The sequence below is a fragment of the Polyangiaceae bacterium genome (assembly GCA_020633235.1).
In the GTDB taxonomy this organism is placed as follows: Bacteria; Myxococcota_A; Polyangia; order Polyangiales; family Polyangiaceae; genus JACKEA01.
The window spans coordinates 1,850,051-1,867,875 of record JACKEA010000001.1; the positions used below are offsets into that span (position 1 = coordinate 1,850,051).

The following is a 17,825-nucleotide window of genomic DNA, read 5'->3' on the forward strand; positions in this document are numbered from 1 at the left end:
TCTTGGCGATGGAGCGACGCGTGCGCGTTTCTCCCTACTTCGCGGTTCTGCGACGCGGGGGCTTCTTCTTGGTTGTCTTCGCTGGAGTGGATCTGCTCTCGAGCTCGGCGACGAGCTTCTTCGGTGCTTGAGCGCGGTAGCTCTCGTCGATCCATTCCTTCAAGAGTGCGACCGGGATGTCCTTCACGTTCGAGAAGTCCGCGGAGACCCAACCGCTCTTGCCCAAGCCGTAGGCGGTTGGCTTGGTGAACGGAAGCGCAAGCGCATCGACGCCGGAGTGGGGGAGCTTGCAGGAGAGCGCGAGGGGCGCGCCCTCGGTGCTGAGGTAGGTGAAGGTCTTGTCGCGCACGGCAAGATCCATGTGATCAGGCCACGGGCTCTTCAGGTGCGCGCCCGGATACCCGAGACCGAACGCGCGGAGCTCCTTCAAGATCCGATCGGTGGACGCTCTCGTCTTCGTCATCTTCTTTGTGGCCACACCCGCAACGTAGGCGATACCGCGGCGGACCAACAAACCTTGGAGCGGGGGGCTTGACTATATAGCCTGTAAGCTATATAGAAAGTGGGCAATGAAAGAGGAAGTCCTTCTGAACCAGGTGTTTTCTGCGCTCTCGGACCCGACTCGCCGGGCCATCTTGGCGCGCTTGGCGCAGGGGGAGGCCACGGTGTCGGAGCTGGCGAAACCATTCCGCATGCGGCAGCCGACCATCTCCAAGCATCTCCGGGTGTTGGAAGATGCGGGGCTGATTCGCACCGCGCGGGATGCACAGCGCAGGCCGCGGAGCTTGGTCGTGGGTGGGCCACTGAAAGACGTGGAGGCGTGGCTCGCCCCGTTCCGGGAGCAGTGGGAGCGGCGGTTCGATCGTTTGGAGGGGTTCCTCGAAAACAAGAAGAAGAAGGTCTGACATGTCCGAAACAGTGATCGATCGAGAGAGCTTCACGTTCGAGTTCGAGCGGAGCCTGCGGGCTTCTCGCGAGGACGTCTTCGACGCCTGGACGCGTCCGGAGCAAATTTCGGAGTGGTGGGACCCGACGGGTACTCGTCTCGCGGGTTGCACCGTGGACTTGCGAGTGGGAGGTGGGTTCAGCTTCGAGAATTCCGGTCACAGCCAGCCCTTCGCCGGCACTTACACAGTGGTCGAACGCCCGTCGAAGTTGGTCTTCGAGGTGATGGGCTCGGTGGGGACGGTGCTCCTGGAATCCGAAGGGAAGACGACGCGAATGCGCGTCAGCATCCGCTGCGCAACAGCAGAACAGCTGGAGCAGTTCATCCAGATCGGGGTCGGCGTGAACACCGAAAAGACGCTGGACAACCTGGTCCGCTATCTGAAGTGACGGGGGGCGCTGACGCGACGGGGATCGCGCCGGACCAACATCCAAACGAAGAATGCTGGTCCGCCGCGGAACCTAGCGCATGCGCTCCGCGATGTACTCGCGGAGCTCGGCGATGGGCACGCGCTCCTGAGCCATGGTGTCACGGTCGCGCACGGTGACGGTGTCCTTCAGTGCGGGATCCTTGCCTTCGCCCAGGGTGTCGAAGTCCACGGTGACGCAGAAGGGCGTGCCGATCTCGTCCTGCCGGCGGTAGAGCTTTCCGATCGCGGCGGTGTCGTCGTACACCGTGCGCATGCCCCCAGCGCGGAGTAGATCGCTGCGGATGCGCTTGGCCGTCGCCACGATTTCGGGCGCGTTCTTCTTGAGCGGCAGCACGGCTACCTTGATGGGCGCCATGTGCGGCTTGAGGTGGAGCACGGTGCGGTAGAATTCGTCCACCACGCGCTCGGCCTGGCCGCGGAGCTTCTTGCCGACCTCGATGGAGCCCGCGCCGGACAGGTTCAAGAGGGCCGCCACGGAGGGGAGATGCTGCGCGATGTCTCCGCGAATGCGCTCGCCTTCCTGCGCGATGGCGGCCTTCTGCTCGTCGGACAGCTTCTGATTCTTGTCCGCGGACTTGAGGAAGGACGCCAGCGCTTCTTCCACCGGCTTCAGGCGATCCGCCGGGGGCGCCTTCACTTGCTCTTCGGCGTAGGCCTCGCTGAGCACCGCCAGCACGCCGCGATCCACGCCGGCAGAAGGCTCGATCACGAAGGGCACCACGTGCTTCTTGTTGGCCGCGTCGAAGTACATGAGCTTTTCGGTGCTGTGGGCGTTGGGGTTCACCTTCGCGAACAGGCCGAGCTCGTCTTGCGCCTTGCTGTGGGAGCCGAGGTCGAAGTCCGTGCGGTTGGCGATGCCCTCGAGCTCCTCGAGGCCGTGGGGGAAGCGATACAGTAGATCCACCGTGGCCTTGGCGTAGTGAGCCAGCTCGTCCTTCTTCTGATGATAGGGCTCGAGGTTCTCTCGCGAGAGGCCCACGGACAGCCACCAGTTGATGCGATCTTCCACCCAGCGGCGGTGCCACTCTTCGTCCTCCCCCGGCATCACGAAGTACTCGATCTCCATCTGCTCGAACTCGCGCACGCGGAAGATGAAGTTGCGGGGCGTGATCTCGTTGCGGAACGCCTTGCCCATCTGCGCGATACCGAAGGGCAGCTTGCGGTTGGTGGAATCCAGCACGTGCTTGAAATTGACGAAGATGCCCTGCGCCGTTTCCGGCCGCAGGTAGGCGAAGGACTCGTCGTCCGCCACGGGCCCCACCTGGGTCTTGAACATCAGGTTGAAGGGGCGCGGATCCGTGAGGTCCTTGGAGCCGCAGCTGGGGCACTTGTCGGAGATTTGGTCCGCCCGCCAGCGCATCTTGCAGCTCCGGCAGTCCACCATCGGATCCGAGAACGTTTCCTCGTGGCCCGAGTAGCGCCACACGAGCTTGTTCATCAGGATGGAGCAATCGAGCCCCTCCATGTCGTCGCGCTCCCAGACGTTGGCGCTCCACCAGGCCCGCTTGAGGTTGTTCTTCAGCTCCGCGCCCAACGGACCGTAGTCGTACGTACCCTGCAGCCCGCCGTAGATGGCGGAGCCGGGGAAGATGAATCCGCGGCGCTTACAGAGTGAGACGATCTGTTCCATGGTTTGTGCGGGCACGGGGAAGCCTCCTTGGCTGGGGACCGGGAGTTCATAGCGCAGTTCTTCCTCGCCGAGGAACCGCCATGGACTCGGTCTCGAGATGGCCTTCGGTTCTGGCAAAAGAGGTAGGATCGGGCATGCGGATCGGGCCCCTCATGGCCGTCACTGTCGGCGCACTCGCCAGCGCCTGTGGAGCATCTCACCGCGGTCCCAACGCGCCAACGGGCTGGACCGAGGACGCGGACACCGTGGAGGTGGGTGCGCGCGGTGGCACCGCGGACTTCTTCCGGACCATTCGCTACTCGCGCCCGCAGCGGACTCTATCCGTCGAGGACTCCGACCCCTTCGCGGGCGAGCATGAGAAGCACCCCGCTCAGGTCACACGGAAAAAGATCGTTCTGAGTCCCGAAGACACCGCGAAGGTGGAAGGGATCCTCGGTCGTCTTCGGCCCAGCGGCGAATCGCTCGACAAACAGTGCTTTCCCGGCGGCTGCAAGTGGATCTCCCTCGACGGCGACGACGACCGTCTGGAGGACGATGACCTGGTTACCCCAGTGCTCAACGACTTGACGGGTTTCTTCCCCGGGGTCCGGAAGTACTGAGGAGCGCGCTCGTCAGTCGAGGCCGTGGTCCATGTTCATGGCCTTGCGTACCTGCTTGAGCGTGGCGACGCCCTCTTCGCGAGCGCGTTCCACGCCGCGGCGAAGCACTTCTTTCACGTAGGCCGGATCCTTGGCGTAGCGGGCGCGGCGCTCGCGGATGGGCGCCAGGTAGGCGTTGAGGGCATCGGTGAGCTCGGCCTTGAGCTTGCCCCCGCCGCCATCCCCAATGCGCGCGGCGATGGCCTCCGGGGCTTCTTCTGTGCAGATGGAGATCAACCGGAGCAGGTTCGCGACCTCCGGACGGGCCTGAGGGTCGTAGCTGATGTTGCGATCCGAGTCTGTCTTGGCGCCCTTGATGGTCTTGGCGGTCTCCTCCGCGGTCATCTTGAGGAAGATGGAGTTGCCGCGGCTCTTGCTCATCTTCTGGCCGTCCGTTCCCAGCACCAAGGGCATGTCGCTGAGCAGCGCGCTCGGCACGGGGAACACCGGTGCGTCTTTGGCGAAACGGTCGTTGAAGCGGCGCGCGATCTTGCGCGTGAGCTCGAGATGGGGGAGCTGATCGCGCCCGACCGGCACCACGTTGCCCTTGCAGAACAGGATGTCGGCGGCCTGGTGGATGGGATACGTGTACATCAGCGCGTTGACCTGACGCAGGCCCGCCGCGCGGATCTCGTCCTTCACCGTGGGGTTTCGGTCGAGCTCCGCGGTGGTCACCAGAGACATGAACGGGAGCACGAGCTGATTGAGCTCCGGGATGTGGCTGTGGCTGAAGAAGAACGTGCGGCCGTTGTCGGGATCGAGGCCCGAGGCGAGGTAGTCCAAGATCACCTCGTGGACGTTCTCGCCCACGGCGTCCGCCGTGTCGCGATCCGTGAGCACCTGGTAGTCGGCGATCACGATGAAGGTGGTCGCGCCCAGCCCCTGGATGCGAACGCGGTTTGCCACGGTGCCGAACAGATGCCCGACGTGCAGCGGCCCCGTCGGGCGCTCCCCGGTGAGCACACGGTACTTCCCCGGGTTCTTCGGCAGATCTTCCCAGATGGACTGGCTCCGTCGCGCCGCCGCCACGAAGGTGGCGGACTCCTGCTCCACGTCCTCGGCGTCGATCTCGAACTTTTCTTCCATGGCGGCGGGAGAGTAGCAGGTGAGCTCAGCCGCTCGGAAGCCCCAGAGCCTCGCGGATGGCCTTGCCCGTGGCGAGCGCTTCCTGCCACTGGCGTTCACGCTTCAGGGCTTCTTCCGCGGCCTCGATCCAGGTCGTGGCGTCCTCCGGAGTGAGGCGCACGAGCCCGTCGTCGTCGCCAATGACGAGATCTCCGGGAGAGATCTTCCGTCCGCCGAAGCTCACCACGCCGTTGACGGCGCCTTGCGCGAAGCTCGTCGGGCCGCGCGGAGTGACGAAGCGACTGAACACCGAGAAGTCGTCCCAGGTGCCCAGGGCGCCCACGTCGCGCACGGCTCCATCGCAGATGATGCCCGCAGCGCCCCGCGCGCGCAGGTAGCCGCCGAGGATCTCGCCGATGGTCGCGGTGTGCCGATGACCGCCGGCGGCGATGACCAACACGTCGCCGCGCTTCGCGAGCTCCAGCGCGCCGATCACGGCTCCGATGTCCGCCGGTGGGCACTCCGCTGTGAGCGCCCGCCCGAACAGCGCCGGCTGCTGACCGGCGGGGCGGAGCGGTCGAATGTCGGGATCGAGCTGGCATGCGCCGCCGGTGATGTCGGCGACGACAGCGGTCGGTACGCGTCGCCAGCGGGCGAGAAGGGCTTCTGAAATGGTCATGGGCGAATCACCGCATCATACGTGAGCGCTAGTCGCGAGCGCTGTCGATCAGGGCGCGGACCTCGCTCATGATGTCCGAGAGCTGCGAGGACTCCAGCGTGGCGCGGACGTTCTTGTTGCCCCAGTACAGGCGTGTGACGCGCCCACGGGATTCGCTGTCGTAGGCGGTTTCCATTCGTGTTCGGAGCTCGGGCATCTTCAGGCGATGGAGCTTGAAGCTCATCGTGGTGAATGGCCCCCAGGACTCCCAGACGAAGATCTTCTTCTTGGCGACGTCGACGTCGAATCCGGCGCGGAAGGTGAGGGCGACGGGAAGGAGCAGGATCGGCGTCAGCGCCAGCCACGGAAACTCGCCGGCTTGCCCGTCGCTGATTACGCCGCCGACAATGGCCGAGGCCATGGCCACGGCGACGATGGACATGATGGTGACCCAGACCTTGTCGATCGGGCGCACGATGTAGCGCACGGAGCCATCGGGCCGCGCGGCGCCCAGGCGGATCTCCGGCGGCTCCGAAGAGACGGCCTTGTCGCGCTTCGCACGCTTCTTCTTCTTCTTCGGAGCGGGCTCGGGCGCTGGCTCGGACTCCGGACCTTGCTCCTGCTGTCGCCGCATCTGGGCGAGCTCCGCTTCTTTCTCAGCGAGCTCTTCCTCCAACGCCCGGACCTGATGCCGGAGCGCGTCCTTGGCGTCTCGCATGGTGTCAGCGTATCACCGCGCTTCGCTGACCCGCTCGGGCAAAACACCCGCGATCGACGAAGCCCGTGGCGCCAGGCCGTTTGCGGCGCTTGCGCAAAGGAAAGCGCGATCGCGCTTCGTGCCGTCTTCGGCAGCTCAGCTTTGGTTTTGTTGGGGCGGCGCGGAAACGCGCCCGGCGCGCCGGGCATCGCGCCGGGCCAACAGAAGCAGTCCCAGGTGGTCCCAGCTGCCGGCGATCAATGCGCTCCTGAGATACCTATCGGAGCGTCTCTGTCAGCCCTTTCCAGTCGTACACCTTCGCGTTGCGCCCCTTGGCGACCACCTCTGCTTGTGCGCGGGTGGCGTAGGCGAGGACAGGCGTGCCCATGACGCCCTTGCGTGAGATCCCCAGCACGTAGCTCGCGGAATCTGCCGGCTTCCATGGGCGTTGGGCGGTACTGGTCTGCGCTGGATCCGCTTTTGGATCCAAGGTTTCCACGAAGACGCGAGAGGCCTTGCCGTGTGCTGACGGGGCATTGAGCCCCTGCAGCAGGTCGCCAATGGAGCAGAACATTTGGCGGGTGCCGTCGCTCCGCACCAGCTGCCCTCGCGGCGACGGTTGTTCGCGTACGACCATTGCGCACGTTGCGCACTCGTCGTCGCCGATGGCTACGGCGGATGCTGCGCCACTTGCCGATGGCGCAGGGTTGTTCTGGCACGCCGGAGCGATGGCGAGGAATAGAACCGGGACGAGGATCCAAGGAGCCTTCATTGCACGACCTTCTGACGGGACAACAACACGCCGCTGATGACTACTGGTACCGAGATCCAAGCTGCCCACAAGAGCGCAGTGACCGCAGGTCCGGGCAGTGGAACGACAACACCGAGACTCTCGAGCACCGCGGGGCCGGCGAAGCGCTCCATCATGTGCAAGCGAAAGAGTCCCGCGGGATTGGCCATGACGAGGCGGGCAATGGTGGCTTGCGAGACTCCACCGTCCGTGACCACCAACAGGCCAAGAAGACCGAGATCGTAGAAGAACACCAGCAAGAACCAGGTGCTGACCACCAAGCTGGCTGCGGTGAGCTGGCGGCGGGTGAGGGAGGATATGAGAACGCCGAGCGACAGGAAGGCAGCGCCCAAGAGCAAGGTCGGCCCGAGCAGCGCCATCAGCACCGACGCTTGTCCCTTTGGCGCGAACGCAACGGCGGCGCCCAGCCCCAAGCCGACCGCGCCGCTGAGAGCGAGCAGGCGGCCGACGAGCTTTGCGAGGACGACCTCCAACTTGCCTACGGGGAGGGAGAGGAGCAGCCCCAGTGTGTTGCGCTCGCGTTCCCCGACTATTGCATCGTGGCCCAGGACTAGGGCAACTAGCGGCACCAACAAGCTCGAGAGTGTGACCAAGCTGGGCCCAGTGAGTTGGCTAGCGCCGCCTTCCGCGCTGCGACCGTAGAGGCTCACGGCGGAGCACAGCAACGCGAAGAGAACGCTGATGACGAGCACCCAACGGTCGCGGGTGCGCTCGAGCAGTTCGTGCCAAACCAGGGCTCGACCCACGCGTCCCATCACTGCCTCCGCTCCAGCAGACGCTCGTACACCGCATCCAACCCTGGCTCGATGACGCGCACTCCGGCAATGGCGCCGGCGTACTGCTGGCGCAGCTCGAGCAAGTCCAGGAGTCCCGCCGGGGGCACGTCGACCAGCAGTTGATCGCCGTCGAGGGCGGCGCGACTGCCGCCGTTCCAGCCCTGAACCCTCTCCACGAAGGGGGTAACGCCGTTCGTGTCTTCTGCCAGGGAGAAGACCACCCGGACTGGTAGTTCCGCCCGCTCGCGAAGCTTGGCCGGCGTGTCCACTGCAACCACGCTGCCCGCGTCCAACAGGCACATGCGGTCGACACGTCGTTCCACCAAAGCCAAGTCATGGGTCGCCATCAGCACCATGCGGCCGGCCTTCCTCCACTCAGCCAGCACGGACCACAGCACCGACAGTCCCTCCTGATCGAGCCCGCCCGTGGGTTCGTCCAAGATCAACAGCTCGGGCTTCGCCAGGATCGCGACGCCCAGTCCCAAGCGCTGACGCATGCCACGGGAGTAGCCACGCACGGCGCGGCGGCTAGCACTCGACAGCCCGACGAAGGAAAGTACTTCGTCCACGCGTCCTTTCTCTACCCCTCGCGCTCGCGCGAAGAACGACAATACCTGGCGTCCAGTCGAGCTCTCGGCGAACGCCACGGCCTCCGGCAAGTAGCCCAAGTGGCACTTGAAGGCATTGTCCACGCGGCGCCTCTTGCCATCCACCACGAGAACGCCGGCCGCCGGACGCACCAGGCCCAGAATTACCTTCACCAGCGTCGACTTCCCCGCGCCATTTGGCCCGACGAGGATCATGGTCTCGCCGGCTTTCACCTCGAGCGTGACGTCCCGCAGCGCCTCGACCTTCCCGAACCGAACGGAGACCCTTTGAAGGTCCAACGTCTTCACGGCTGCTTCCTCGTGATTCGTGGCCGGTTGTCGATGATGGTGGGTACGCGCAGGATGGGTAGGGTCTGTTCGAGGTGCGAAAGCAGCTCCAGCGCCGGGCTACGCACGAGCAGCACTGCCGCGGGGAAGCGGTGGATCAAGCTCGCAGTGAAGCTGTCCAGGCGGTAGGGCCGGTCCCCGAAGCCATCACCATCCTGGTCCCAGCCCAGGTAGTCGCCCCAGTAGTTGCCGGGGCCATTTTTCCCCCACACCAAGTCCTCCGCGGACACATAGAAGACCTGACTGCGGTTACCGACGAACTCGTTGTCGAAGACCTCGTTGCGCACGCTCCCGGCCCAGACTTTGGCGCCGATCTCGTTCCCTCGCATCAGGTTGCCGAAGATACGGTTCTCGGTGCTGGAGTAGACGAACAGACCGACACCATCGTGCTCCATGACGTTGTCGTGGATGGTGCAGTACTGATCGTCCCTGAGCAGAATGCCGTGCTCCTGATTGCCGGACGCCGTGTTGTGGTGGGCGCGAATGTAGCGGCTCCCCATCAGGGCGAAGCCGCTGAAGCTGTCCGAGCTTTCGTTGCCCTCGAGAGTGTTGCGATAGGAGTACATGTAGTGGACGCCGTAGCGCGTCTTCTCGAAGCTGTTCTTTCGGATCACACTGTCGTCCGTCGCGGACACGTAGATCCCGTCTCGTCCACCCGTCACTACGTTGCCTTCGACCAACAGATGCGAAGCGTCGAATAGCTGGATGCCGTTGCCTCGATTCGAACGATGACCCTCGAGGGAGCCGATCACTCGATTGTCGAGGATGCGGGCCTTGTCCGTACGATGGACCCAAACGCCGAAGCCGCAGCCCTCGATTACGTTCTTTCGGAGCACGGCGCCCGTAGCCTTCTCGGCCAGGTAGACGCAGGAATCCGGCGCGGCGAGGTCAGTCCCGCCGTTCTGGATCGAAAAGCCTTCCACGACCGCGCCAGCAGCCTCGATGCGGAGCACGGTGCCGCGGCCCTGACCGTCCAAGACTGCCCCCTTGCCGCGCAATGTGATGCGCCTGTCCACGACGAAGGAGCCCGCGTACGTCCCTTTGGGAACCTCGACGACGTCACCATCCACAGCCTGCTTCAACGTGTCCGCCAGCGAAGGACCCGCAACCAGCACTCGGGCCGGTGCCGGTGATGCGACCAGGGTGCCAGCGAGAACTGCCCACGGAATCAGGCGGTTCATGTTGCATCTCGCGGTCTGGGACGACGCACCGTCGTGGCGTCCTGGCGCAGTTTTGCGAGGCGCTCTTCGTCGGGCTCTCCCTTCTGCAGCAGGCGCTCGATTCCAATCAGCGGCGGGCACACTTGTTGGTCTCGGTAGTTCGCCTCGCACTCCATGCAGCTGAGACAATCCCGTGAATCGATGGCGCCGTCTTTGTCGATGGCGCGCGGTTCACACCCGCGAGTGCAGATGGTGCAGCTCGAGCAGAACGCCCTCCGGTGGGGCCCGGAAATCCTGAAACTGGAGGGCAAAGCCAGCGCAGCGCCGAGCGGGCAGAGGTAACGGCAAAACGGCCGCCACCACACGAAGGAGGCCCCCAGAAGGACTGCCCACCAGGCAAAGAAGAACCACTGACGAGTCCAGGGCAGCACGTAGAACGTGGACTTGAACGGTTCTACCTCCGCCATCTTCTCGCCCAGCTCCGAGGAATACAGGAAGGTACCCAGCAGCGCCGCCAGGACCACGTAGCGGAGGTAGCGGGCCGGCCGGTGCACGCGTTCGGGCAGCTCGAAATTGGGCAGCTTGAGCAGTCGACCCAGCTTGTGGGCGAGCTCCGTCATGGCGCCGTAGGGGCAGACCCAGCCGCAGAATACGCCGCGACCCCAGGCGATGGTGACGACCGCAATGAAGATCCAGCTCACGAACAAGAGCGGCTCGCTGAGGAACAGGCCCCAGCGCCAGTGTCCAACCGCCGAACCGGCGAGCGTGAGCACTTGAGTCACGGAGGGTTGGGCGCGCAGCCAGATGCCCAACCCCAGGAAGCTGGTGGTCAGCACGACGAGATGGAGCACCTTGAGTCGCGCCATGTTCGCGGTCAGCCAGCGGCGCCCGGCGAACAACAGCGCAACGAACAGAAGATAGGCGCTCACCAAGCTTGCGGTCAGCCTGTGATTGTCCCAAGCGGCTCGCCAGATCGCCGTGCTCGCGTCGACCTTGTGCTCGCTGACGTACACGCTGGACGGTAGCTGGAAGGTCGCACGGGTCGCCCGGAAGTCCCGGCTGAAGCCGCCTCGGTGGTTGTAGTGGCTGCCCAAGAAGACCAGGTCGAACGGAGCACCGGGGTCCAGCCGGCCCGCGCGCACGATGAAGCCTGCCGACTCCTTGAACTCTGGTGCGCCGTTTGCCGCTACGCCAGACATGTTGATGAACTCGTGGTCCGTGAACATCGTGTTGCGCAGGCCCTGATCCACGCGCACACGGTCGAATATGCCACCCCGCACGAAGGCCGAGCCCTTGAAGGAGCTGGAGCCGTTGCCCAGGATGACGAGCATGTGCTCGCCCTCCTTCAGTTGGCTCACGCGATAGGCGTACTCCCGATCACCTAGCAGCGCCCGCCCCACCTGCGGAGCATCGGCAATGGTGAACCACAGATCGATGAAGGTGCCGTCCGCTTCCAGCCCCATGTCGCGCTCACTGACGGTGAGGCGGCCGAACACACCCTTGCTCGTCATCTCCGCCCAGGTCCAGGGGCGGTCCTCTTTCACGAAGTGTCCGGGGAAGAGCTCGTCAAGCTTGACCACTCCAACTTCGGACCCCAGGGTGCGCGCCGTGTCGAGGATGGTGCGATTTTCTGCAAGGACGGTGACCGTCGCGCCGCTGATCATGTCGACGGTCACGGCGTCGGGCTCCCGGGACGAACCGACGACGATCTTCTGCGTGGCGGACTTGCCGGCGTAGAACCCGACGAACTCGTGCAGCTTTCGTTCGGGAATGCCGACCAACAGGATCGGCTCGCTGTGCGCGATGACCTTGGCCCCACTGATGACGCCCTGGGGCGTCAGTCCCACGAGGGTGACGAGGGGCTTGCCGGAGTAGCCCTTGATGTCCACCACGTCCGTGGAGAGCACGACCCAACCCACCTCCTTGCCCGCCGCGTCGACGCCCCGCCGGTACCGAGCCCCCTTGACCACGTCGAAGCGCACCGCGCCAGGCAGCACGCCCTTGCAGTCCAGCTTGCTGCAGTCCAGCTCGATATTGCCGGTAGTTTCTGCGGCGGCTCGCGCGGGCAGCAGGGCACACAGCACCGCTGCGAGCACGAACAACGTGCTCCAGACGCCTCGGTTCATATTTCTTCCCGCGCCGGGGCGACAGGAGCCGCCCCGGGCCTCTGAATGCTTCAGGCTTCCACGATCATGCGACCGCGCATTTCCAAGTGCAGTGCGTGGCAGAACCAGGGGCAGTAGTACCAGTACACACCCGGTTTGTCGGCGGTGAACGTGATGCTGTTCGTGTCCTGGCAGTTCACGACCATGATCACGTCGTGCTGCGTCATGCAGAACCCGTGGGAGAGATCTTCCACGTTGTCCTGGTTGGTGACGATCACCTGCACGGTGTCGCCCTTCTTCACCTTGAACATCTTGGTTCCGAACTTGGGCGCCATGCTCGTCATGTACACACGCACGAGCTTCCCCTTGCGGATGACCTTGTTGTCCTTCTTGAGATCAACGCCGTCTTCCTTGGCCCACTCCTCGTACATCTTGAAGCGCGGAGCCTTGCGGGGCTGGATCTTCTGGGGATGGATCAGGTCCCGCTTGACGATGACGCAGTCGTGCGGTTCGGAGTACGTCGGCCCGTCGTGGGCCAGTCGCATCTTCTCGCCGCTGATGTCGATGAGCTGATCGTTCTCGGGATGGAGCGGACCGACGTTCAGGAACCGATCCTTGGAGAACTTGCACAAGGCGACCAGCCACTTGCCATCCGCCTCTTTGGTCTCGCTCATCGACGCATTCGTGTGGCCAACCTGATAGTGAACGTCGATTTTCTGGACGATGGGGTCGACCTTTTCACCCTTGAAGGCCTTGATGGCCTTGTCGATGTTCCACTTGGTGATGACCGAATCGATGAAGATGGATGTGTAGGCGTTGCCCCGACCGTCGAAAGCCGTGTGCAGCGGGCCGAGACCTACTTCGGGCTCCGCGACGACCGCCTCGCGCGGCTTGATCTTGCCGGCAAAGACGTCGGCGAGCTTGTCCACGTCCACCACCGAGACAGTGGGCGACAGCTTGCCGCTGACCACGGCGTACTTTCCGGTGGGATCCATGTTTACCCCGTGCGGGCTCTTGGGTACCGGGATGCGTTGCACGTAGGGGCCGTTGTCCCCACGCGCGTCGATCACGGGGACGTTCGAATCGCCCACTTTGATGCCCTTGCCGGCCTGCACCGCCTTCTCGATTTCCGCGAGGTTGAAGGCGTACAGATGGTCCTGGTCCTTGGCCATCATGCCTTCCAGGTCCGCTGCACCCTCGGAGTTGTAGCAAGTCGCGAACGAGTACATGCCCTTGTAGTCGGCAGCGGCGAGGTCCATGTTGCCTTCGACCATCACCTGCCACTTCACCTCCATCGTCTCGCCGTCGATGGCCGTGTGCATGGCCGCGTAGGTCTTGGTGTCTTCCAGCTCGCCCTTGCCGTCGTCGGGTAGCGGCGTGCGGAACTCGGAATTGCAGAACACGAGGCCCGTCTTGTGGCGCTGGGGGAAGATGCCATGGGTACCCTGCGCGTTCGGGATGTCGGTGATGGCATCGACCTCCATCGTCTCGATGTCGACCCGGGCTAGGCGAGCATTGGTCTTATCGTTCACGTACACGTAGCGCCCGTCGTAGGTGCCGTCCTTGTAGGAAAGGTGCACGTGGTGGGTGTCACCGCTCTCCAAGCCCTTCAAGAGCTGCTTGGACCAGTCCGAGCGTCCCCAACCAGTGGCGGAGTCGCGGTTGAATACGGGTATGCGCTTCAGCTCGCGCATGGACGGCACGCCGAGTATGCGGATCTCGCCGGACTGACCGCCACTCCAGAAGCCGTAGTATTCATCGAGCTGGCCGGGCTTCACTTCGGATTCGAGGTGCCCTTCGCCAGCCGTGCCGGGTGCGGCGCTCCCGCCAGCGGCAGGAGCGGCCGAGCCGGCCGAGCCGGAGCTGCCTTTGTCGTCGCATCCCGCCAGCGCCGCGGCCGCCCCAAGCGCGATGCTTGCCGTGAGGAACTTGCGTCGGTTTTGCGCTTCCTGGTCCATCGGGTTCTGTGCCACTAGTCGCTTCCTTTCCCACGCGCTCGCGCCCCGCGAGCGTTGCCACTGCCCTCGCACTACTTCTTGAAGCCACGCACGATCTTGATGAGCTCGCTGACCACTTCCGGCTTGCTCTTTAGCTGTGGGTTGGCCGGCATCACGGGGCTCTTGCCCACCGCGATGCCGCCGCCCATGATCGCCTTTCGGATCTCGTCGTCCTTCACCTGCGCCTGCCAGGCGGCATCCGTGAAGTTGCGTGGCTTGGGATCCAGCGCCGCAGAGCCCGGCCCATTGCCCTCACCGGACTCGCCGTGGCACACCACGCAGGTCTTCTTGAAGTAGTCCTTGGCCTCCGCCGCAGGATCTCCTGCCGCGACCGGCGCACTAGTGGCTGACGGAGCCGATGGCGTCGCCTCGCTCGACTTCTTGTCACAACCGAGCAAACAAAGAGCCATCGCCAGCGAGCAAAGGGGCTTCAACATCTTGCCTCCCGAGCGGAGCGTGGAGCTCGCGGGACGGTCCCGAGCGAGCTCGAGTCAACGGTGTGCTCGTTGATCTAGCACGCAGGAGCCCACGAAAAAGTCTGTAATTCCAACCATATGACGAGTGTCATAGCTTCATGGATGAACGTCATGCGATAATAAAAAATTGTTGCAAGCTCAATAGATATTCGTGTCTACTGAGCGAGCAGCGCGTTCTGACGCGGGTGCGACTCCGCATGGAAGAAGGGTCGGATCGCATCGAGGAAGTCGCCAACGATTCGTCAATCGTCGTGGTGTCGATCGCGCTCAAAGCGTTCGCGGCTCTTCGTGCCGAAACGCCGTCGTCCGGACGCATCGGCCCGGAAGTCGATGCTGCAACGTTCGTCGTACACTGAGGTGCCCGCAGACACGAAGGCACGTGCGAACCGGCGCCGAGTGCGAGCCGCCTACTTGAACGCTGACGCGGGGCGCTGAGACGCCGCTGTCATCACGACGTCCGCGAGCGTGGTGCTCTGCGCCCACGCCAACATCGCCGCGTTGAGCTTGGACCACGCCGGGTGGAGAGGGCATGGGTTTCGTGCATCGCAGCGACCCCAACCGAACGCGCAGCGTTCGCCGGAAGGCTCTTCCCCCACGGCCGCCAGTATGTCGGAAAACGGAATGCCATCCGGGTCGCGGGCGAGGGTGAACCCTCCACCGTGGCCCTTCTGCGACGCGAGCAGCCCCGCCTCGACGAGCTTGCGTAAAACCTTGGACAGGTAGTGGGAGGGAACGTTGATGGCGCTTGCCAAGTCGCTGGAGCGGACGCCCTCGTTGGGGTTCAAGGCGAGATAGACCATGGCCCGGAGCGCGTATTCCGCCGTTTGGCTCAGGGGCGCCACGCGGTCCGCGGCGGGCAGGGGGAGCGAGTGCTTTGGCCTCATGCGGTATTCTCGATGTCAGACAATAGCGCATGTCGCTCGTAGACCAAGCGGCGCTTTCGTCACACCACGTCGCGTACTTTGGCGGGTAGAGATGCAGAGGAGCGTCGGCTGAGCACGCAGCGGGGCGGTGGTACACTCGCGCGTATGGAGGACCATCGCTCCGAGGCGACGCTCTCGGCGTCTCCGCCGCGGGTGCAGTTCCCGCGCACCTACAACGCCGCGGCGGACTTGCTCGACCGCCACGCGGACGGCAGCCGCACTGCGTACGTGGACGAAGCCGGCAGCCACAGCTACGCGGAGCTGTCCGAACGCGCGGCGCGCATTGGCAACGCGCTGGCGCAGCTCGGTGTGCAGCGCGAACAGCGCGTGGCGCTCCTGATGTTGGACGGCTTCGATTTCCCGGCGGCGTTCTTGGGCGCCATGCGCCTCGGCGCGGTGCCGATCCCGCTGAACACGCTGCTGACGCCGAGCGACTACGCTTTCATGCTGGAAGACAGCCGCGCCGTAGCCGTGATCGTGAGCGACGCGCTGCTCCCCAAGCTGGAGCCGGCGCTGGCGGAGCTTTCGAGGAAGCCGAAAGTCGTGGTTGCCGCCTCGGCACGCGGCGGCGATCGCAAGGAGCATTCGTCGCTGGACGAGCTCGCGGCAACGGCGGCGCCGGTCCTCGAGCCAGCGAGCACGACGCCGGACGACGTCGCATTCTGGCTCTACTCTTCCGGCTCCACCGGCGCGCCCAAGGGCGCGGTGCACCTGCACTCGCACTTGGCGTACACGGCCGTGCTCTACGGGCAGGGCGTGCTCGGCATTCGCCCGGACGACGTGGTGTTCTCCGCGGCAAAGCTGTTCTTTGCCTACGGTCTCGGCAACTCCCTGACGTTCCCGCTCTCGGTCGGCGCCAAGGTGGTGCTCTCTTCCGAGCGGCCCACTCCGGAAGTGGTGGCTCGCGTGATGCGCGAAGCGAAGCCCACCATCTTCTGCGGTGTGCCGACGCTGTTTGCGTCGCTACTGGCGAGCGATGAGCTCGCCGAGAGCGGCGTATCTCCCGCGCTGCGGGTGAGCATCTCCGCCGGCGAGGCGCTGCCGCGGCACGTGGGCGAGGCGTGGCGCGAGCGCTTTGGCAGCGACATCTTGGATGGCATCGGCTCGACGGAGATGCTGCACATCTTCATCTCGAACCGCCACGGGGACGTGCGCTACGGCACCTCCGGCAAGCCGGTGCCGGGTTACGAGCTCAAGCTGGTGGGGGACGACGGCGAGCCGCCGCTGGCGGGCGAAGAGGGATCGCTGTGGGTGCACGGCCCGAGCGCGGCCGCGCACTACTGGAACAACCGAGGCAAGTCCCTGGCGACGTTCCACGGGCCCTGGACGCGCACCGGAGATCGCTACATCCGCGACGAAGACGGCTACTACACGTACTCCGGTCGCGCGGATGACATGCTCAAGGTGGGGGGCATCTGGGTGTCGCCCTTCGAAGTGGAGTCCGCCTTGAGCGCCCACGCTGCCGTGCTGGAATCGGCCGTGGTGGGCCACGCGGACGACGACGGCCTCATCAAACCGAAGGCCTACGTGGTGCTGAAGCCGGGGCAGAAGCCGAGCCCGGAGTTGGAAGCGGAGCTCAAGGCGTTCGTGAAAGGTAGCTTGGCGCACTACAAGTACCCGCGCTGGATCGAGTTCTGCGCGGAGCTGCCGAAGACGGCCACCGGCAAGATCCAGAGGTATCGCCTGCGTGGTTGAGCGCTTGCGTCTGCGGGCCGACGGTCACGCGCTGGAAGCGATCTGGATCGGGCCACCGCCGGAAGCGGCGCCGACGCTGGTGTTGCTCCACGAAGGGCTCGGCTCCGTCTCTACTTGGCGCGACTGGCCCCAGGAGCTCGCGGCCGCGTGCGAGTGTGGCGTGCTCGTGTTCAGCCGCTGGGGCTACGGCCGGTCCGAACCGGCGCCGTACCCGCGCTCGCTGCGCTACATGCACGAAGAAGCGCTCCGCGCGTTGCCGGACGTGCTGGCCGCTGCCGGCGTGGAGCGCGGGATCCTCCTGGGCCACAGCGACGGCGGCTCCATCGCGCTGATCCACGCCGGCAGCGAGCGGCGCGCCGCGTGCGTGCAAGCTCTGGTGCTGCTCGCGCCGCACGTTTTCGTGGAGGACATTTCCGTGCGCTCCATCGCGGAGGCCAAGGTGGCGTACGAGACGGGCGATCTCCGGCTGCGCCTCGCGCGCCACCACGCCGACGTCGATGGCGCCTTCTATGGCTGGAACCGCGCATGGCTCGATCCGGAATTCCGAAAATGGAACATCGAGGAATACCTGCCGCGCATCGAGCTGCCGGTGCTGGCGATCCAGGGCGACCAAGATCCGTACGGCACGCTGGCTCAGATCGACGCCATCGAGCGCGGCGTGCGCGGGCCCTTCTCGCGCGTCGTGCTGCCGGGCGCGGGCCACGCTCCGCAGCGCGACGCCCGCGCCGACGTCACCCGCGCCATCGCCGCATTCGTGCGGGCGGCGTGTTGAGAGGTTCCGCGGCGAGCCAACATCCATCGGCAGCTTTCGAAGTCGGCTGTTTTCGGTCCGGCGCGGAACCTCCCTCCGTGCGTTGACCGAATGTTCACGCCGGGCCTACCC

General features: G+C 65.0%; 19 protein-coding genes. 6 read left to right on the plus strand and 13 right to left on the minus strand.

Features of this window, described 5'->3' with window-relative positions:
- Positions 1–34: 34 nt before the first annotated feature.
- Complete coding sequence (locus H6717_08100) at positions 35–463, minus strand: MmcQ/YjbR family DNA-binding protein (GenBank protein MCB9576972.1); 429 nt, start codon at positions 461–463, stop codon at positions 35–37.
- Between the two features lie 106 nt (positions 464–569).
- Here H6717_08100 and H6717_08105 point away from each other — a divergent pair, with 106 nt between their 5' ends.
- Together H6717_08105 and H6717_08110 are read left to right on the plus strand one after the other, a co-directional pair.
- Positions 570–905, plus strand: coding sequence for a winged helix-turn-helix transcriptional regulator (locus H6717_08105; GenBank protein ID MCB9576973.1), 336 nt, complete (start codon positions 570–572; stop codon positions 903–905).
- A gap of 1 nt (position 906) precedes the next feature.
- Entirely contained in the window at positions 907–1,335 is a 429-nt protein-coding gene (locus H6717_08110) for an SRPBCC domain-containing protein (GenBank protein MCB9576974.1), read from the plus strand.
- Positions 1,336–1,407: 72 nt separating this feature from the next.
- Here the strand turns inward: H6717_08110 and H6717_08115 are convergent, their stop codons facing one another.
- On the minus strand, positions 1,408–3,006 hold the full coding sequence (locus tag H6717_08115; protein MCB9576975.1) for a glycine--tRNA ligase: 1,599 nt from the start codon (positions 3,004–3,006) through the stop codon (positions 1,408–1,410).
- A 134-nt stretch (positions 3,007–3,140) separates the two neighbouring features.
- Here H6717_08115 and H6717_08120 point away from each other — a divergent pair, with 134 nt between their 5' ends.
- On the plus strand, positions 3,141–3,605 hold the full coding sequence (locus tag H6717_08120) for a hypothetical protein (GenBank protein MCB9576976.1): 465 nt from the start codon (positions 3,141–3,143) through the stop codon (positions 3,603–3,605).
- 12 nt (positions 3,606–3,617) lie between these two features.
- Here H6717_08120 and trpS read toward each other — a convergent pair whose 3' ends face one another.
- From trpS to H6717_08170, 10 genes are all read right to left on the minus strand, one after another.
- On the minus strand, positions 3,618–4,730 hold the full coding sequence (trpS, locus tag H6717_08125; protein MCB9576977.1) for a tryptophan--tRNA ligase: 1,113 nt from the start codon (positions 4,728–4,730) through the stop codon (positions 3,618–3,620).
- 25 nt (positions 4,731–4,755) lie between these two features.
- Complete coding sequence (locus tag H6717_08130; GenBank protein MCB9576978.1) at positions 4,756–5,388, minus strand: dimethylmenaquinone methyltransferase; 633 nt, start codon at positions 5,386–5,388, stop codon at positions 4,756–4,758.
- A gap of 28 nt (positions 5,389–5,416) precedes the next feature.
- Positions 5,417–6,085: a hypothetical protein gene (locus H6717_08135; GenBank protein MCB9576979.1), complete on the minus strand. Its 669-nt coding sequence runs from the start codon at positions 6,083–6,085 to the stop codon at positions 5,417–5,419.
- 256 nt (positions 6,086–6,341) lie between these two features.
- The gene (locus H6717_08140; GenBank protein MCB9576980.1) at positions 6,342–6,836 is read right to left on the minus strand and encodes a nitrous oxide reductase accessory protein NosL; all 495 of its coding nucleotides are present in this window, start codon (positions 6,834–6,836) and stop codon (positions 6,342–6,344) included.
- A complete protein-coding gene (locus H6717_08145; protein MCB9576981.1) occupies positions 6,833–7,630 on the minus strand; it encodes an ABC transporter permease subunit in 798 nt (265 codons plus the stop codon). Before H6717_08145 ends, H6717_08140 begins: the two co-directional genes overlap by 4 nt.
- A complete protein-coding gene (locus H6717_08150; GenBank protein ID MCB9576982.1) occupies positions 7,630–8,547 on the minus strand; it encodes an ABC transporter ATP-binding protein in 918 nt (305 codons plus the stop codon). Before H6717_08150 ends, H6717_08145 begins: the two co-directional genes overlap by 1 nt.
- Positions 8,544–9,767 (minus strand): nitrous oxide reductase family maturation protein NosD, encoded by a 1,224-nt coding sequence (nosD, locus tag H6717_08155; protein ID MCB9576983.1) that lies wholly within the window; start codon positions 9,765–9,767, stop codon positions 8,544–8,546. Before nosD ends, H6717_08150 begins: the two co-directional genes overlap by 4 nt.
- Entirely contained in the window at positions 9,764–11,872 is a 2,109-nt protein-coding gene (locus tag H6717_08160; GenBank protein MCB9576984.1) for a 4Fe-4S binding protein, read from the minus strand. Before H6717_08160 ends, nosD begins: the two co-directional genes overlap by 4 nt.
- Positions 11,873–11,922: 50 nt before the next feature.
- Positions 11,923–13,809, minus strand: a complete 1,887-nt coding sequence (locus tag H6717_08165; protein ID MCB9576985.1) for a nitrous-oxide reductase — start codon at positions 13,807–13,809, stop codon at positions 11,923–11,925.
- Positions 13,810–13,880: 71 nt separating this feature from the next.
- Positions 13,881–14,285, minus strand: coding sequence for a c-type cytochrome (locus H6717_08170; GenBank protein ID MCB9576986.1), 405 nt, complete (start codon positions 14,283–14,285; stop codon positions 13,881–13,883).
- Between the two features lie 236 nt (positions 14,286–14,521).
- Between H6717_08170 and H6717_08175 the strand changes: the two genes are divergently transcribed.
- Positions 14,522–14,680: a hypothetical protein gene (locus H6717_08175; protein MCB9576987.1), complete on the plus strand. Its 159-nt coding sequence runs from the start codon at positions 14,522–14,524 to the stop codon at positions 14,678–14,680.
- A gap of 51 nt (positions 14,681–14,731) precedes the next feature.
- Here the strand turns inward: H6717_08175 and H6717_08180 are convergent, their stop codons facing one another.
- Positions 14,732–15,208, minus strand: a complete 477-nt coding sequence (locus tag H6717_08180) for an Rrf2 family transcriptional regulator (GenBank protein MCB9576988.1) — start codon at positions 15,206–15,208, stop codon at positions 14,732–14,734.
- 144 nt (positions 15,209–15,352) lie between these two features.
- Here H6717_08180 and H6717_08185 point away from each other — a divergent pair, with 144 nt between their 5' ends.
- Both H6717_08185 and H6717_08190 read left to right on the plus strand, forming a co-directional pair.
- Positions 15,353–16,942, plus strand: a complete 1,590-nt coding sequence (locus tag H6717_08185) for a benzoate-CoA ligase family protein (GenBank protein MCB9576989.1) — start codon at positions 15,353–15,355, stop codon at positions 16,940–16,942.
- Positions 16,935–17,714 carry an alpha/beta hydrolase gene (locus tag H6717_08190; GenBank protein MCB9576990.1) on the plus strand — a complete coding sequence of 260 codons (780 nt, stop codon included), beginning with the start codon at positions 16,935–16,937 and terminating at the stop codon, positions 17,712–17,714. Before H6717_08185 ends, H6717_08190 begins: the two co-directional genes overlap by 8 nt.
- Positions 17,715–17,825: the final 111 nt, after the last annotated feature.

Excerpts from the sequence above, each read along its gene's own strand:
- H6717_08100 (MCB9576972.1), bottom strand. The coding sequence starts at position 463 with ATGACGAAGACGAGAGCGTCCACCGATCGGATCTTGAAGGAGCTCCGC.
- H6717_08105 (MCB9576973.1), top strand. The coding sequence starts at position 570 with ATGAAAGAGGAAGTCCTTCTGAACCAGGTGTTTTCTGCGCTCTCGGAC.
- H6717_08110 (MCB9576974.1), top strand. The coding sequence starts at position 907 with ATGTCCGAAACAGTGATCGATCGAGAGAGCTTCACGTTCGAGTTCGAG.
- H6717_08115 (MCB9576975.1), bottom strand. The coding sequence starts at position 3,006 with ATGGAACAGATCGTCTCACTCTGTAAGCGCCGCGGATTCATCTTCCCC.
- H6717_08120 (MCB9576976.1), top strand. The coding sequence starts at position 3,141 with ATGCGGATCGGGCCCCTCATGGCCGTCACTGTCGGCGCACTCGCCAGC.
- trpS (MCB9576977.1), bottom strand. The coding sequence starts at position 4,730 with ATGGAAGAAAAGTTCGAGATCGACGCCGAGGACGTGGAGCAGGAGTCC.
- H6717_08130 (MCB9576978.1), bottom strand. The coding sequence starts at position 5,388 with ATGACCATTTCAGAAGCCCTTCTCGCCCGCTGGCGACGCGTACCGACC.
- H6717_08135 (MCB9576979.1), bottom strand. The coding sequence starts at position 6,085 with ATGCGAGACGCCAAGGACGCGCTCCGGCATCAGGTCCGGGCGTTGGAG.
- H6717_08140 (MCB9576980.1), bottom strand. The coding sequence starts at position 6,836 with ATGAAGGCTCCTTGGATCCTCGTCCCGGTTCTATTCCTCGCCATCGCT.
- H6717_08145 (MCB9576981.1), bottom strand. The coding sequence starts at position 7,630 with ATGGGACGCGTGGGTCGAGCCCTGGTTTGGCACGAACTGCTCGAGCGC.
- nosD (MCB9576983.1), bottom strand. The coding sequence starts at position 9,767 with ATGAACCGCCTGATTCCGTGGGCAGTTCTCGCTGGCACCCTGGTCGCA.
- H6717_08160 (MCB9576984.1), bottom strand. The coding sequence starts at position 11,872 with ATGAACCGAGGCGTCTGGAGCACGTTGTTCGTGCTCGCAGCGGTGCTG.
- H6717_08165 (MCB9576985.1), bottom strand. The coding sequence starts at position 13,809 with ATGGACCAGGAAGCGCAAAACCGACGCAAGTTCCTCACGGCAAGCATC.
- H6717_08170 (MCB9576986.1), bottom strand. The coding sequence starts at position 14,285 with ATGTTGAAGCCCCTTTGCTCGCTGGCGATGGCTCTTTGTTTGCTCGGT.
- H6717_08175 (MCB9576987.1), top strand. The coding sequence starts at position 14,522 with ATGGAAGAAGGGTCGGATCGCATCGAGGAAGTCGCCAACGATTCGTCA.
- H6717_08180 (MCB9576988.1), bottom strand. The coding sequence starts at position 15,208 with ATGAGGCCAAAGCACTCGCTCCCCCTGCCCGCCGCGGACCGCGTGGCG.
- H6717_08185 (MCB9576989.1), top strand. The coding sequence starts at position 15,353 with ATGGAGGACCATCGCTCCGAGGCGACGCTCTCGGCGTCTCCGCCGCGG.